At 65.6% G+C, this 16520-nt stretch carries 10 protein-coding genes; 7 read left to right on the top strand and 3 right to left on the bottom strand.

What is annotated here, in order from left to right:
* Positions 1 to 47: 47 nt before the first annotated feature.
* From rlmB to PV768_RS17235, 4 genes are read left to right on the top strand one after another with little or no spacing between them, the layout of a single operon-like run.
* Entirely contained in the window at positions 48 to 1037 is a 990-nt protein-coding gene (gene rlmB, locus PV768_RS17250; protein ID WP_157239108.1) for a 23S rRNA (guanosine(2251)-2'-O)-methyltransferase RlmB, read from the top strand.
* Between the two features lie 10 nt (positions 1038 to 1047).
* Positions 1048 to 3159, top strand: a complete 2112-nt coding sequence (gene glgX, locus PV768_RS17245) for a glycogen debranching protein GlgX (protein WP_157239106.1) — start codon at positions 1048 to 1050, stop codon at positions 3157 to 3159.
* A gap of 18 nt (positions 3160 to 3177) precedes the next feature.
* Positions 3178 to 3648 carry a ribonuclease domain-containing protein gene (locus PV768_RS17240; protein ID WP_323058106.1) on the top strand — a complete coding sequence of 157 codons (471 nt, stop codon included), beginning with the start codon at positions 3178 to 3180 and terminating at the stop codon, positions 3646 to 3648.
* Positions 3649 to 3656: 8 nt separating this feature from the next.
* Complete coding sequence (locus tag PV768_RS17235) at positions 3657 to 4013, top strand: barstar family protein (RefSeq protein WP_104996833.1); 357 nt, start codon at positions 3657 to 3659, stop codon at positions 4011 to 4013.
* Here the strand turns inward: PV768_RS17235 and PV768_RS17230 are convergent.
* Together PV768_RS17230 and glgP are read right to left on the bottom strand one after the other, a co-directional pair.
* A complete protein-coding gene (locus PV768_RS17230) occupies positions 4010 to 5791 on the bottom strand; it encodes a thiamine pyrophosphate-requiring protein (RefSeq protein WP_421093677.1) in 1782 nt (593 codons plus the stop codon). The genes PV768_RS17235 and PV768_RS17230 overlap by 4 nt on opposite strands.
* A 32-nt stretch (positions 5792 to 5823) precedes the next feature.
* Complete coding sequence (glgP, locus tag PV768_RS17225; RefSeq protein ID WP_321215375.1) at positions 5824 to 8442, bottom strand: alpha-glucan family phosphorylase; 2619 nt, start codon at positions 8440 to 8442, stop codon at positions 5824 to 5826.
* Between the two features lie 171 nt (positions 8443 to 8613).
* Here glgP and PV768_RS17220 point away from each other — a divergent pair, with 171 nt between their 5' ends.
* Genes PV768_RS17220 through PV768_RS17210 form a run of 3 tightly spaced genes read left to right on the top strand, consistent with a single transcriptional unit; the run spans position 8614 to position 16151 of the window.
* Positions 8614 to 10656, top strand: a complete 2043-nt coding sequence (locus PV768_RS17220; RefSeq protein WP_321216216.1) for an alpha-1,4-glucan--maltose-1-phosphate maltosyltransferase — start codon at positions 8614 to 8616, stop codon at positions 10654 to 10656.
* Entirely contained in the window at positions 10653 to 12449 is a 1797-nt protein-coding gene (gene treS / locus PV768_RS17215; protein WP_421093676.1) for a maltose alpha-D-glucosyltransferase, read from the top strand. Before PV768_RS17220 ends, treS begins: the two co-directional genes overlap by 4 nt.
* 3 nt (positions 12450 to 12452) lie before the next feature.
* A complete protein-coding gene (locus tag PV768_RS17210; protein ID WP_321215377.1) occupies positions 12453 to 16151 on the top strand; it encodes a 1,4-alpha-glucan branching enzyme in 3699 nt (1232 codons plus the stop codon).
* Positions 16152 to 16323: 172 nt separating this feature from the next.
* Here the strand turns inward: PV768_RS17210 and PV768_RS17205 are convergent.
* A partial coding sequence (locus PV768_RS17205) for a hypothetical protein (RefSeq protein ID WP_421093675.1) occupies positions 16324 to 16520 on the bottom strand: 197 nt, incomplete at its 5' end.

Below are 16520 nucleotides of genomic sequence, written 5' to 3'. Positions count from 1 at the left end.
GTAGACTGGTAGGCAGACTCAGTCAACACAATCAAGGGTGGAACACAATGGCCAACAATGGTCGCCGATCGGTTAAAGCGAAGAAGGGCCCAACCATCGGGACCGGTGGCCATGGCCGCAAGGCCCTGGAAGGCAAGGGCCCCACGCCCAAGGCGGAGGACCGCCCGTACCACAAGGCGCACAAGGCCAAGCAGCTCTCCGAGCGGTCCGCGGCCAAGCGCAATCCGGGTGCCCGCAGCGCCGGAGCGGCCAAATCCGGCCCCAAGGGCCGTGCCACCGAAGAAGTCGTTACCGGGCGCAACTCGGTGGTCGAGGCGCTCCGCGCCGGCATTCCCGCGAAGGCACTGCACGTGGCCATCCGCATCGAAATGGACGACCGCGTCAAGGAGTCCCTGAAGCTCGCCGCCGAGCGGGGCATTCCGCTGCTCGAAACCGGAAAGCCTGAACTGGACCGGATGACCGACGACGCCGTCCACCAGGGGCTGGTGCTGCAGATCCCGCCGTACGACTACCAGGACGCGTACGAACTGGCAGAGGAAACGGTTGGGAAATGGAAGAAGGGCCACGTCCCCAACGCCCCGCTCTTCGTTGCCTTGGACGGCATTACCGATCCCCGCAACCTTGGCGCCATCATCCGCTCAGTCTCCGCTTTCAGCGGCCACGGCGTCATTGTCCCGGAACGCCGCTCGGTGGGCGTTACCGCCTCGGCCTGGAAGACCAGCGCCGGAGCCGCTGTCCGCGTGCCCGTGGCGCGGGCCTCAAACCTCAACAACGCCCTGAAGCAGTTCAAGTCCATGGGAATCTTCGTCCTGGGCCTGGACGGCGACGGCGACGTCTCCTTGCCGGACCTCACCCTCGCAACCGAACCGGTGTGCATCGTGGTGGGTTCGGAAGGAAAGGGGCTCAGCCGCCTGGTCCGCGAGAACTGCGACCAGATCGTCTCCATCCCCATCGATTCCGCAATGGAGTCACTCAACGCCTCCATGGCCGTGGGCATCTCCCTGTATGAGGTCTCCCGGCAGCGCGCCGCAAAGTAGGCGCCGGGTCATGGTCATGCCGCTTTTCGACACTGCTTCCACCATGGACGCCTCCACGGCGGTTCCGCTCGGTGTCAGTGTTCCGCGCGCCGACGTGGACGGGACAGGCAGCCACCACGCAGGGCGGGCCAACGTGGCGTGCTATGCGCCGGGCGTATCCAGCCTGGAGATCGTCTACGCCGCCCCGGGCGGGGAGTGGCGGACCCAGGCGCTGCCCAACGTCACCCACGGCGTCCACCACGGCATCGTCGAGGACCTGCCGTACGGATCCCGTTATGGTTTCCGGCCTGCGTCCGGCGAGCAGTCCCTGCCCTTTGCCGCGCCCACCAGCGAAATTGAGGACGACGCCGGCCAGCCGCTGCTGCTCGATCCCTACGGGCGCGCCGTGGACCAGCAGGCCGGCTTCCTGGCCAGCGTGCGGATGGCAGGCGATTACGACTGGGGAACCGACGAGCGGCTGCGGCTGCCGTGGCGCAACACGATCATCTATGAAGCCCACGTCCGGGGACAAAGCATGCTCCACCCCGACGTCCCCGAAGAACTCCGCGGAACCTACGCCGGCATGGCCCACCCTGCCATCATCGAGCACCTCACAAGCCTGGGCGTCACCTCGGTGCAGCTGCTGCCCGTGCACTTCCATCTGGACGAGCCGCACCTGCAGGACCTGGGGATGACTAATTACTGGGGTTACAACACAGCGGCTTTCTTCGCCCTGCACCCCGGCTACGCAACGCGTGCCGCCCAGAAGGCCGGGCCGCAGGCTGTCCAGGACGAGTTCAAGTCAATGGTTAAACGCTTCCACGCCGCCGGGCTGGAAGTCATTTTGGACGTCGTCTACAATCACACGGCCGAGGGCGGCCCCGACGGCCAGACCCTGAGCTTCCGCGGACTGGGCGAGCAGGCGTACTACCGCACTGACGGGCACGGGAGATACGTGGACACCACGGGCTGCGGAAACAGCCTGAACTTCGGTGAGTCCCGCGTGGTCCAGATGGTCCTGGACTCCCTCCGGTACTGGGTGGATGAGTTCCACATTGACGGCTTCCGCTTTGACCTCGCCGTCACCCTCTGCCGGAACGCGGCCAACGAGTTTGACCCGCGGCACCCGTTCCTGGTTGCCGTCGCCGCCGATCCCGTCCTGTCCGACGTGAAGCTGATTGCCGAACCCTGGGACGTGGGCCACGGCGGCTGGCAGACCGGGCGTTTTCCTGTCGGCTGGGTCGACTGGAACGACCATTTCCGGGACGCGGTCCGTTCCTTCTGGCTCACTGACCGCGCCGCCCTGGATGCTGGCGGGCACGGCGGGCCCATGGCCAAACTCGCGGACTCGCTGTCCGGTTCCGCCGCCCTCTTCCAGCCTTCCGGACGTTCCCGCCTGGCGTCAGTCAACTTCATCACCTCCCACGACGGCTTCACCCTCAATGACCTGGTCTCCTTTGACCGCAAGCACAACGAGGCCAATGGCGAGGAGAACAGGGACGGGCACGGGGATAACCGGAGCTACAACCACGGCGTGGAAGGTCCCACCGAGGACGGCGCGATCCTCGCCAAGCGTGCCCAGGCCCGCCGCAACTTGATGGCGTCCATGCTGGTTTCCCTGGGCGTTCCCATGATCACCGCCGGCGACGAACTGGCGCGGACCCAGCAGGGAAACAACAATGCCTACTGCCAGGACAACCCGCTCGCATGGCTGGACTGGACCCTTACTCCCGAGTCCCACGAAATGCTCCGCAGCACCAAGCGCTTCATCCGCCTGCGCAAGGAGTTCCTCGCGGCCCAGCCCCACGACTTCCCTGTCCGGGACGAGCAGTCCTACCTGTACTGGTTCGACCAGAACGGCCACCCGATGTCCATGGAGCGCTGGAACGATCCCCACAACCGCGTCCTGCAACTCCTCCTGGGCTCGGACAACGGCGGCTTTGCGGGGTTGATGGTGGTGAACGGCAGCGCTTCGGACCTGCAGGTCACGCTGCCGCGCGTTCCGGCCGGGACCACAGCCCCGCGGATGTTCGAGCTCCGGCTGACTACCTCGCCATTGCATGAGGCACGCCAGGGCGGGCAGGTTGCCTCGGGGGAGAAGGACCTCGTGGAGGCCTATTCCATCAGCATCTACCGCAGCTAGGCACCCGGGATTTCCAGAATGCGCAACCGTTCCGTCCTGCCCCTGTTGCTGGCGGGCCTGATGGTGCTTGCTTTCCTGGCCTTCGGCGGCACGGGCTTCCTCGGCCAGCTGACGGAAACTACGACGCCGGAGGGCACCTCCAGTGCCATGCCTGCGCCCGGCGCCGGGCCCGGGACCAGCGCCCCTGGACAGGACAACCCTTCGGGGCTGCCGGAGGTTCGCGAGTCCGCGCTCCCGGCGGAGGGCCGCAGGGTTCTCGAACTCATCCGCGCTGGCGGACCGTACCGCTACAGCCAGGACGGCCAGGCCTTCGGTAACTTCGAGCGCCTCCTGCCACGGCGGGACAGGGGCTATTACCGCGAGTACACAGTGCCAACGCCCGGGGAATCGGACAGGGGAGCGCGCCGCATCGTGGCCGGCGCCGACGGCGAGAAGTACTACACGGACGATCACTACGAGTCATTCAGATACATAGCGGAAGGCAGCTGAGCAAAGCCATGAAGATCTACTCCGGCGACACCTGGACCCTTGAGGAGCTGCAGGAGCAGGTGGCCGACGCCGGACGCCGCAGCCTGGTGGTTCCCGCAGCCGACAGCAAGAAGGCTGTCCTGGAAACCTTCGGCGAGGTCCTTAACTTTCCCGAGCACTACGGCGTCAACCTCGACGCGCTCAACGATTCACTGCATGACTTCGCGGACAGCATCACGGATAACGGCAACGCTCCGGTCACGGTCCTGTGGCAGGTGGCTGCCCCCTTCCGCAGTGACAGGGCATTCGGGATCATCTGCGAGATCCTCCAGGACGCCGAGCGCTATGCGGGCAAGGACCTGGCGGTCACCGCCGTCCTGCTTTAGGTGCGTTCTTCGTGGCCCGTGTAGGTCGCCAGGAGATCCAGGGCCCTGCCGCCGTCGTCCTCTGCAGCCAGTCCCTTGCGCATGCTGTCCGCCTTCTCCCTGCCGGCCGGGAACGGCGGCAGGAGGGGGATTTCAGGATCTGTCAGCACCTCGATCACCACTGGCCGGTCTGCCGCGAACGCCTGCTCCCAGGCATCGCCAAGAAGCCCAGGATCCTCCACCCGGATGCCTTTCAAACCCAATAGGTCCGCGTAGCCCGCGAACGGAAAGTCCGGCAGCTCCTGGCTTGCGGCGAACCGCGGCTCGCCCTCGGACTCCCGCTGCTCCCACGTCACCTCGGTGAGTTCCCTGTTGTTGAACACGCAGAGCACGAACCGCGGATCGGCCCACTGCCGCCACCGGTGGGCGACAGTCACCAGTTCGGCGATGCCGATCATCTGCATGGCGCCGTCACCGGCCAGGGCCACAACCGGCCGGTCCGGCTGCGCCAGTTTCGCGGCAATGCCGTAGGGGAGGGAACACCCCATGCTGGCCAAGGTTCCGGAAAGGTGCGCCGGGACGCCCGGCGGAAGGACCAGTTGCCGGGCATACCAGTAAACGCAACTGCCGACGTCGATGCTCACCAAAGCGTTCCCGGGCAGCCGGCCGTTCAGTTCCCGGACCACCCGCTCGGGATTCACGGGGCTCGCCGGGACGGCAGCCCTTTCCACGGCCAATGCCCGCCACCGGGAGACTTCCCGCTCCACGTCGGTTCGCCATTGCCCGGGGGCGCGCGGTTGCAGCCTTTCCCCCAGTGCCTGCAGCGCCACAGCGGCGTCGCCCGCCAAACCCACCTCAACCGGGTAGCGGTTGCCGATTTTCCGTTCGTCGATGTCGATCTGGACAGCCCGGGCCGCGCCGGGCGGAGGATAGAACTCCGTCCAGGGATCATTGGAGCCCACAATCAGCAGCGCATCGCAGTTGCCCAGCAGGTGCGCGCTGGCGGTGGTTCCCAGGTGTCCCATGGTGCCCGCCGCAAACGGCAGGGTCTCATCCATGTAGGGCTTGCCAAGCAGGCTTGTGGCGATTCCGGCGCCAAGCTTTTCGGCCACCGCCAGCACCTCCCCGGCGGCGCGCCGCGCCCCCTGGCCCACGAGCAGCGCGACCCGTTCCGAGGAGTTCAGGAGCGCTGCCGCAGCCTCCAGATCCTGATCCCGGGGCGTCCTGGTCGCTGTGCTCCACGAGGGCGCGGTGACCACAATGCCGTGTTCCTGTTCCAGCTCGGGCGCCGGTGCCGACTGGATGTCATGCGGGACGATGACCACGCAGGGCGAGGAGGTGGCCCTGGCGGTGCGGAAGGCCCGGTCCAGGACCATGGGGACCTGCTCCGGTGCGCTGACCTGCTGGACGAACTGGGCGGCCACGTCCTTGAACAGGACCGTAAGCTCGATCTCCTGCATATAGGCGGACCCCAGCACCGTGCGGCTTTGTTGCCCTACGATCGCCACTACCGGAACGCCGTCGAGCTTGGCGTCGTAGAGCCCGTTCAGCAGGTGGACGGCGCCGGGGCCCTGGGTGGAGGTGACCACCCCCACCCCGCCGGTGTACTTGGCGTGGCCCACCGCCATGAAGGCAGCCGTCTCCTCATGACGGGCCTGGACGAACTCGACCCGGCCTTCGGCGCGGCGCAGTGCGCCCATGAAACCGTTGATCCCGTCGCCGCTGTAGCCGAAGACGCGGTCCACCCCCCAAATGCTGAGGCGTTCCACGATCACGTCGGATACAGTGCGTTCGGCCATGGGTTCCTCTCGGAGGGTTCGGGGCAGGTGCCTTAGGCGTTGACGATCAGTCCCAGCTCGGCCTTCGAAGCGAGGGCGTCATGCCGCGGCAGGACCCGGACGGTGTACCCGAACGGTCCCGACCGGTCGATCACCAGCGAGCCGCTGAACAGGTGGCGCCCGCTGCCGAGGTCTTCCTGTACCTTCAGTTCCATCACGGTGATGTCGGTGAGGGTGTCGCTTTCCTCGGCCCTTCCATAGGCCACTTCCACGGATACGTCCTCCGGGGTGAGGCTGTGCAGCGCCACGTAGGCGTTGACCTGGAGCGTGTCGCCGATCTGGGGATCCTCGGAGACGCCCACGGAGTCCACGTGCTCCACGTGCACCAGCGGCCATGCCGAACGTACCTTTGCGGTCCAGGCCGCCAGGGTGCGGGCCTGAGAGTAGGAGTTGGCAGAGGCGTTCCGCCCCGCCTCCGCGGCCGGGCGGTAGAGGATGTTCACGTAGTCGCGGAGCATGCGTTCGGCGGAGACGGCCGGACCAAGGTGCGAGAGCGTGTGCTTGATCATGGAGACCCAGTGCGTGGGCACCTTCTCGGCCCCCGACGTCGAAGGGCCTGCGGCGCCGGCGCCGGCTGATACCGTGCTGCCGTAGAAGCGCGGGGCCACCTGGGTTTCAAGCAGCTCGTACAAAGCTGCTGCCTCGATGTCGTCGCGTTCCTCCGGTGATGCGCCGTTGTTGGCGGTGGGAATCGCCCAGCCGTTTTCGCCGTCGTACATTTCATCCCACCAGCCGTCCAGCACGGAGAGGTTCAGCGACCCGTTGAGCGCGGCTTTCATGCCCGATGTTCCGCAGGCCTCCAGCGGCCGGAGCGGGTTGTTGAGCCAGACGTCGCAGCCGGGGAACAGCGTCCGGGCCATCGCGATGTCGTAGTTGGGCAGGAAGGCGATGCGGTGGCGCACTTCGGGGTCGTCGGTGAACCTGACCAGGTCCTGGATCATCTTCTTGCCGGCGTCGTCAGCGGGGTGCGACTTGCCGGCAATGACCAGCTGGATGGGATGCTCCTTGTGCAGGAGCAGTGCCTTCAGGCGCTCAGGCTCGCGCAGCATCAGGGTGAGCCGCTTGTAGGTGGGAACGCGGCGGGCAAAACCGATGGTCAGGATGTCCGGGTCCAGGACATTGTCCGTCCAGCCCAGCTCCGCATCAGCGGCCCCGCGCTTCTTCCAGGAAGCCCGCAGGCGGCGGCGGACGTCCTCCACCAGGGCCGCCCGCATCTCGCGCCGCAGCGCCCAGACATCTGCGTCGCTGACGTTGTAGGCGAGGTCCCACCGGCCGTTGGCTTCGGCTTCGCTGCCGAACTGGTCACGGGCAAGCTGCGAAATGCGGCTGTCCACCCACGTGGGCACGTGCACGCCGTTCGTCACGGACGTGATGGGCACCTCGGAGTGGTCGAAGCCCGGCCACAGGGCGGAGAACATCCCGCGGGAAACTTCCCCGTGCAGCTTTGCGACGCCGTTGGCGCGCTGCGCGAGGCGCAGGCCCATGATGGCCATGTTGAACACGGACGGGTTCCCGTCAGCGTAGTTCTCGCGGCCGAGTTCCAGGATCCTGTCCGTGGGAACGGCGGGTGCCAGGCCGGCCTGGAAGAAGTGGTGGATCTGGGCGATCTCGAACCTGTCGATGCCTGCCGGGACGGGGGTGTGCGTCGTGAAAACAGTGGACGCCCTGCCGGCTGCAAGGGCCTCGTCAAACGTCAGCGCCTGCTCTCCGGCCATGAGTTCCTGGATGCGTTCGATGCCAAGGAAACCGGCGTGGCCCTCATTGGTGTGGAACACCTCCGGGGCCGTAGTGCCGGTGAGCTGCTGGAAGGCGCGCAGGGCCTTGACCCCGCCCATGCCCAGCAGCAGCTCCTGCTGCAGGCGGTGGTCTCCGCCGCCGCCGTAGAGGCGGTCGGTGATGCTGCGGGCGGCGTCGTCATTGCCGGGGACGTTGGAGTCCAGGAGGAGGAGGGGGACGCGTCCGACGTCGGCCCGCCAGATGTGTGCCAGCAGGCGCCGGCCGTTGGGCAGGGGGAGCGAGATCTGCAGGGGGCGTCCGATGCCGTCCGGCGAAGGCTCGCGAAGCAGCGTGAGCGGCAGCCCGTCCGGGTCCAGGACCGGGTACGTCTCCTGTTGCCAGGCATCCCTGGACAGCGACTGCTTGAAGTAGCCGGCCTGGTACAGCAGGCCGACACCGATCAGCGGCACTCCAAGGTCCGAGGCCGCCTTCAGGTGGTCGCCGGCCAGGATTCCCAGGCCGCCTGAATACTGGGGGAGCACCTCGGTGATGCCGAATTCGGGCGAGAAATAGGCAATCGATGCAGGGGCATCCGGGCCGAGGCCCTGGTACCAGCGCGGCTCCTCGAGGTACCGGTCAAGGTCCTCCTCAGCGGCCCGCACGCGTTCCACCACCGCGCGGTTCGCGGCAAGCTGCTGGAATTCTTCGCGGCTAACCATCCCCAGGAAACCCACCGGGTCCTGGCCGCTTTCCTCCCAAAGGCGGGGATTCAGCCCCGCGAAAAGTTCCCGCGTAGGGCGGTGCCAGGACCAGCGCAGGTTGCTCGCCAGGCGGGCCAGCGGCCGGATGGGTTCGGGGAGGACGGTACGGACGGTAAATCTGCGGATTGCCTTCACCTGCGTCACACTAACCGACAACATGGGCGGCCGGAACCAGCGCCGGGTTTCTTTTGGGTAAATGACGGGGGACGCGCAGAAACTGGTGCGCAGGCTTAGCAATCTTGCTCTTTTCTCGCTAACGTCGAGCCTGTGACGACTAACTCAGGAACCAGCGCCGTATCAATGAAAATGTCGACCGGCTCCATCACTGATGGGCTGCGGTTCGGACGATTCCCGATCACCGCCGTGCAGCCCGTTGTGGAGGATGGAAAATTTCCGGCCAAGGCCTTGCCCGGCGAGGGAATCGTGGTGGGCGCCACCGCTTTCCGCGAAGGGCATGACCAACTCGGCGTCAGTGCCGTGCTCTTCGACCCCGAAGGCAATGAGCGCCAGAGGGTCAGGCTCGCGCCGCCGCGCGGGGAACGCGGCATGGGAACGGACCGCTGGGAAGGCGTGCTCACGCCGTCGGAAGAGGGGAACTGGTCCTTTGCCATCGAGGCCTGGCACGACCGCTACGGCACGTGGCACCACAACGCCGAGGTGAAGGTGGCCGCCGAAATCGACGTGGAGCTGATGCTGGCCGAAGGATCCGCGCTGCTCGGTGAAGCATCCGAAGACGACTCCCGCAGCGACTGGGACAGGGGCGTTCTCCGTGCGGCAGCCGACAGGCTCGCCGACACGTCGCTGAGCACGGAGGAGCGCCTCGGGGCCGGCTTCGGCCACGACGTGGCCGGCGTTGTGGCGCACCAGCCCATCCGCGAACTGGTGACCGTCTCCGAAAAGTTCCCGCTGAACGTTGAACGCGACCGTGCCGGACGGGGCGCCTGGTACGAGTTCTTTCCCCGCTCCGAAGGGGCCGTCAAGGATCACACCACAGGCACCTGGACCTCCGGAAACTTCCGCACCGCCGCCAGGCGGCTTGATGCCGTCGCCGCCATGGGCTTCGATGTTATCTACATGCCGCCCATCCACCCCATCGGCGTGCAGCACCGCAAGGGCCCCAACAACACCTTGATCGCCGGCCCGAACGATCCCGGCTCGCCTTGGGCAATCGGCGCGGCCGAAGGCGGCCACGATGCCATCCATCCGGACCTCGGCACCTTCGAGGACTTCGACGCCTTCGTGGCGCGGGCAAACGAACTGGGCCTGGAAGTTGCCCTGGACCTCGCGCTCCAGGCGGCTCCGGACCATCCCTGGGTACAGTCGCATCCGGAGTGGTTCACCACCCGCGTGGACGGCAGCATTGCCTATGCCGAGAATCCGCCGAAGAAGTACCAGGACATTTATCCGCTCAATTTCGATAATGATCCCGAGGGGCTTTCAAACGAAATTCTGCGGATTGTGCTGCTGTGGGTGAGCCACGGCGTAAAGATTTTCCGCGTGGATAACCCGCACACCAAGCCGGTGTGGTTCTGGGAATGGCTTATTGCGCAGGTAAACAAAGAGGTTTCCGGCGTGGTGTTCCTGGCCGAGGCGTTCACGCGCCCAGCCATGATGCATGCGCTTGGCCGCGCGGGGTTCCAGCAGTCCTACACGTACTTCACCTGGCGGAACACCAAGAAGGAGATCGAGTCTTACTTCACCGAGGTGAGCCACGAGTCAGCGGCCTTCTTCCGCCCCAACTTCTTCGTCAACACCCCGGACATCCTCACTGAATACCTGCAGTTCGGCGGGCCGGCGGCGTTCAGGATCAGGGCCGCCCTGGCAGCGACGGCCAGTCCGTTGTGGGGCGTCTACGCGGGCTACGAGCTGTTCGAGCATGTGGCCAGGCCCGGCGCGGAGGAGTACATCGACAACGAAAAGTTCGAGTACAAGGAACGCGACTGGGACGCCGCGGCGCAATCCGGACGGACCCTCGCCCCGTACATCACCAGGCTCAACGAGATCAGGCATGCCCACCCCGCGCTGCAGGACCTGCAGAACCTGACCGTCCACCACAGCACGGACGACGCCACGGTGGTCTACTCCAAGCACAAGACCCTTCCTGACGGGTCCAAGGACACCCTGATCGTGGTGGTCAATGTAGATCCGCACGGGACCAGGGAATCCACGGTCTCGCTGGACCTGGCGGCCCTTGAACTCGACGCCCGGGACCTGACGCATAACGGCGGCTTCCACGTGGATGACCTCATCTCCGGTGAAAGCTGGGAGTGGGGCGAGTACAACTACGTCCGCCTCGACCCGCACGTGGAGCCCGCGCACATCCTGCGCGTGAGGAGAATGCATCAGTGAATTTCAATCCGCAAAGTTCCGGCCAGCATTTCACTCCCAAGAGCACGTTCGAGCTAAATGCCCCGGGCCTTCAGCATGATCCGCTGTGGTACCGGAAGGCCGTGTTCTACGAAGTACTGGTCAGGGCTTTTGCGGATGCCAACGGTGACGGTTCGGGCGACTTCTCCGGCCTCATTGACAGGCTTGACTACCTGCAGTGGCTGGGCGTGGACTGTCTCTGGCTGCCACCGTTCTTCCAGTCACCGCTGCGCGACGGCGGCTATGACATCTCCGACTACAACTCGGTCCTGGACGAGTTTGGAACAATCAGTGACTTCAAGCGGCTGGTTGCCGAGGCCCACGCCAGGGGCGTCCGGGTCATCATCGACCTGCCCCTGAACCACACGTCGGACCAGCACCCGTGGTTCCAGGAGTCACGCAAGGACCCGGATGGCCCCTACGGGGACTTCTACGTCTGGAGCGACACTGACGAGAAGTACCAGGACGCGCGCATCATCTTCGTTGATACGGAGGAATCCAACTGGACCTTCGATCCCATCCGCCGCCAGTTCTTCTGGCATCGGTTCTTCAGCCACCAGCCCGACCTGAACTTCGAAAACCCGAAGGTCATCGAGGCATTGTTCGATGTGGTCCGGTTCTGGCTGGACCAGGGAATCGACGGTTTCCGGGCCGATGCCATCCCCTACCTGTACGAAGAGGAGGGGACCAACTGCGAGAACCTTCCGGCCACCCACGAGTTCCTCCGCAAGCTCCGCACCATGGTGGACGAAAGCTATCCCGGGCGGGTCATCATCGCCGAGGCCAACCAGCCGCCGAATGAAGTGGTGGAATACTTCGGGACGGAAGAAGAGCCCGAATGCCACATGGCCTTCCACTTCCCGATCATGCCGCGGCTGTACTACGCGCTCCGGGACCAGAAGGCCGCCCCGATCATCGAGACCATGCATGACACCCCCGAAATACCGGACGGGGCACAGTGGGGCACCTTCCTGCGGAACCATGACGAACTGACCCTGGAAATGGTCACCGCGGATGAGCGGGCGGCCATGCTGGGCTGGTACGCGCCGGACCCCCGCATGCGTGCCAATATCGGCATCCGACGCAGGCTCGCGCCCCTCCTGGACAACTCCCGCGCTGAGATCGAGTTGATCAACGCCCTGCTGCTTTCGCTGCCCGGAAGCCCGTTCCTGTACTACGGGGACGAGATCGGCATGGGCGACAACATCTGGCTTGAAGACCGCGATGCCGTGCGTACCCCCATGCAGTGGAACCCGGACCGGAATGCCGGCTTCTCCAACGCGGATCCGGGCAAGCTCTACCTGCCGCCCATCCAGTCCCTGGTGTACAACTACAGCATGGCCAATGTGGAGGCTGAGGCGGCCCATTCCGGTTCGCTGCTGCGCTGGACCCGTCAGATCCTCAGCGTACGCAAGAACCACCCCGCCTTCGGCCTCGGCGGGTTCAAGCACGTCGAGGCCGACCACGACGCCGTACTGGCCTACCTCCGCGAACTTCCGGACGGCAACTCGGCGGGCGCCGTCGCGGAGACCATCCTGTGCACCTTCAACCTCTCGCAGCATCCGGTCGCGGCCCAGTTGAAGATCCCGCAGTTCGCCGGACGGGGGTTGCGCGATGTCTTCGGCGGCCAGCCGTTCCCCGGCATCAACGAGGACGGAAACCTGACCCTGACCCTTGGCAGCCACGACTTCTTCTGGTTGCGGATCCGGTCCGCTGCATCCAACCCGTCGTCTCCGTACACGCAGGCAATTCCGATCCTCTCGATTGAGAACTGAGATATGAACCAGCCAATCCTCACCCCCGCCCTCACTGCCCTCCTCCAGGAATGGCTGCCACGGCAGCGCTGGTTCCCGGTCAAGACACCCGACTTCGAGATGTCCCAGGCCGGCAGCCTGGGGCTTGAGGATCCCTCGGGCCACGCCGGGCTGGCCGTCTTCCTCCTGAGCGTCACCACGAAGACGCCCGACGGCGGCAGGCGGACGGCCGTTGTCCAGGTTCCCTTGAGTTTCCGGCAGGCGCCGGCTGCCGGAATGGAACGTGCCCTTGTGGGGCAGGCCGCCGGCATGGATCCATCCCGGACCTGGGTCTATGACGCCGTCCACGATCCCGACTTCGTGGGCAGCTTGCTGGAGCTCATCCGGAACAGGGAAAAGGCGCCGAACGGAGCCGCGGCCGGCTTCCGTGTCGAGGGGGAGCGGCGGCTGCCCACCAGCCGCGGCGTTGTGAAGGTGCTGTCAGGTGAGCAATCCAACAGTTCAGTCATTGTGGACGACGGCGAGTCTGCCGCCATCCTGAAGGTGTTCCGGGTGCTGTCCGACGGCACCAATCCGGAAGTTGAAGTGGGTGCTGCCCTGACGGCTGCAGGCACGTTGGAAGTTCCCGCCACCCTTGGCTGGGTGCGCGGCGAATGGCTGGCCCAGGCGGCAAACGGAGCGGCAGCCAACGGCGCGGGCCCGCGGTATGTCCAGGGCGAACTGGCTGTGGCGCACGAGTTCCTGGCGGGCGGCCGGGACGCATGGCTGCTGGCCGTTGACGCCGCCCGGTCCGGCACTGACTTCACGGCAGAAGCCCGCGCGCTCGGTGCGGCGACCGCCACCGTCCACCAGCGGCTGGCCGAAGCGCTGGGCCAGTCAGCGGAGCGCCAGCCGGGCCAGGTCATCGCTCCCGCAGTAGCCCAGCGCGTCCGCCAGGCATGGGCGGAAGCCGGAAGCGCCGTCGGCCCTTACGACGACGCCCTGACCGCACTGCTCGACCAGCTGGACCACGCACCGGCCGGCCCGCTGCAGCGCATCCACGGGGACCTCCACCTGGGCCAGATCCTTCAGGTCCCGGGGCACGCGGGAAGCCCTGCGCGGTGGGCCATCCTCGATTTTGAAGGCGAACCGCTGCGGCCCGTCGCAGAACGCAACGTCCCGGACGTTCCCCTGAGGGACGTCGTCGGAATGCTGCGGTCTTTCGATTACGCGGCCGGAGCAGCCCAGCGCGAACAGGAAGGGGCGCAGGTCCCGGCCAACTGGGTTGACGACTGCGCGGAGGCCTTCCTGGCAGGGTACGCGGCGGTGACGCCCGGGACCGTGGACAGGGAGTCGCCCCTCTTTGTGGCATTGTGGCTGGACAAGGCACTGTACGAAGTAGTTTATGAATTGCGTAACAGGCCCGACTGGTTGGCGATCCCCGTGAACGCCTCCCGGCGGCTCCTGGGCGGTAACGGCGCCGGCGATCACGCCGGCGCAGCATCGGAAGGTAACGAAATGACAGGCTCAGCACGAACTGACCGGCCGGGAGCGCCGCTCCATGTGGACGAGGGCACCCTGGGCAAGATTGCGAACGGTGAACACCACGCACCCCACTCTGTCCTGGGCGCGCACCTTGACGATTACGGCCACGTGACTATCCGTACGGTGAAGCACCTCGCGGAAGCAGTGACCGTGATTACGCCGACGGGCGAAGTGCCGATGGAACATGAAGCCCATGGCGTTTGGGTGGCAGTCCTTGAACCGCTGCAGCACGGGCACGTCCCCGACTACAGGCTGTCGGTCACCTACCCGGGTGCCGAACCGGTCACCATGGACGAGCCCTACCGCTACCTGCCCACCGTGGGCGAAGTGGACCTGCACCTTATCGGTGAGGGCCGGCACGAAAAGCTCTGGGAGGTGCTCGGCGCCCACGTCCAGCACTACAAGTCCGCCATGGGGGACGTAGACGGTGTTTCGTTTGCCGTCTGGGCACCCAACGCGCAGGCGGTCCGCGTCAAGGGTGACTTCAACGCCTGGGACGGCCGCGAGAACTCCCTCCGTTCGCTGGGCTCCTCGGGGGTATGGGAACTCTTTGTGCCGGGCGTTTTGGCAGGGGCGTGCTACAAATTCGAAATCAGGACCAAGGCCGGCCACTGGGTGGAGAAGGCAGACCCCCTGGCTTTCGGTACCGAAGTGCCCCCGCTGACCGCTTCCCGGGTGGTTGAGCCTTCGTACGCCTTCAAGGACGACGAATGGATGGAGGCACGCGCCCAGCGGGATCCCCACAACTCGGCGATGAGCGTCTACGAGGTGCACCTCGGTTCCTGGCGCCTGGGCCTCAGCTACCGGGAGCTCGCCAAGGAACTGGTTGACTACGTCAAGTGGCTCGGATTCACGCATGTGGAGTTCATGCCCGTGGCAGAGCACCCCTTCGGCGGGTCCTGGGGCTACCAGGTCACCTCCTACTTCGCCCCCACCTCCCGTTTCGGCCACCCGGATGAGTTCCGCTACCTGGTGGACACCCTCCACCAGGCGGGGATCGGCGTGCTGCTGGACTGGGTCCCGGCCCACTTCCCCAAGGACGCCTGGGCGCTTGCGCAGTTCGACGGCGAGCCCCTGTACGAGCACGCAGACCCGAACCTGGGCGAGCACCCTGACTGGGGCACCCTGATCTTCGACTTCGGCCGAACCGAAGTCCGGAACTTCCTGGTGGCCAACGCCTTGTACTGGCTGGACGAATTCCACATTGACGGCCTGCGCGTGGACGCCGTGGCTTCCATGCTCTACCTCGACTACTCGCGGCAGGACGGGCAGTGGCAGCCCAACAGGTTCGGCGGCAGGGAAAACCTGGAAGCGATTTCCTTCCTCCAGGAAGTCAACGCCACGGTCTACAAGACGCACCCCGGCGCTGTGATGATCGCCGAAGAGTCCACCGCGTTTCCGGGCGTCACCGCTCCCACCAGCCATGGCGGCCTCGGCTTCGGCCTGAAGTGGAACATGGGATGGATGCACGATTCGCTCAAGTACATTTCCGAGGAGCCGATCAACCGCAAGTGGCACCACGGCACCGTCACGTTTTCCATGGTCTACGCCTTTACGGAAAACTTCCTGCTTCCCATCAGCCATGATGAGGTAGTCCACGGCAAGGGCTCCATGCTCCGCAAAATGCCTGGCGACCGCTGGCAGCAGCTCGCAAACCTGCGCGCTTTCCTCGCCTACCAGTGGGCGCACCCCGGCAAGCAGCTGATCTTCATGGGCACCGAGTTTGGCCAGGAAGCGGAATGGTCCGAACAGCATGGGCTCGACTGGTGGCTTGCCGACATCCCAGCACACAACGGCGTGCAACTGCTCACCAAGGACCTCAACGAGCTCTACAGTTCCACGCCGGCGCTGTACACCAGGGACAACGAGCCCGGGGGCTTCCAGTGGATCAACGGGGGAGACGCGGACCGGAACGTCCTGTCCTTCATCCGTTGGGACAAGGAGAACAACCCGCTGGTTTGCGCCATCAACTTCTCCGGATCGCCGCACGTCGGCTACACCCTGGGGGTTCCGGAGGCCGGTGCATGGACCGAAGTGCTGAACACGGACGCCACCACTTACGGCGGATCCGGTGTCCTCAATTCCGGTGCGCTGAAGGCAACGGACCAGGGACAGGACGGCCAGCCGGCAACGCTGAGCGTCACCCTCCCGCCGCTGGGGGCTGCCTACTTCAAGCCGGGAGCTCCGGCGGCCGGCTAGCAGCCGGTCCCCGATGAGCGGGGAAGGCCCGGAATCCGCGTGGTTCCGGGCCTTTTCCTGTCTCCAGTACGGGGCGCGGAAGGCCCTCTGCGGCCCGGTTGGCGATCTGGAAAAAGTGGTGGTAGAGTTTATTTCCGCGCTGCTCCACGGAGTCAGACGGAAAAACCGACACTCAAGCTTTTGGCTGTAGAGAGTCGCGGACGCCGGTTTGACAAGTGAGAAGCCAGCGGGTAAGTTTGAAAAGTTGCTCCGGAGCGATCCACGGTGGTTTTTTGCTGGTGGTGGTGCCGGGTGTGTCTGTTGTTTGAGAACTCAATAGTGTGCCAAGTTTGTTGATACCAATTGTTTTAGTGATTGGTTGAATTGACC

Origin of the sequence: Pseudarthrobacter sp. CC4 (assembly GCF_048957775.1) — a bacterium.
Classification (GTDB): Bacteria; Actinomycetota; Actinomycetes; order Actinomycetales; family Micrococcaceae; genus Arthrobacter.
Note: the sequence above shows the minus strand (reverse complement) of the source record. Positions and strands in the feature narration are given on the sequence as shown.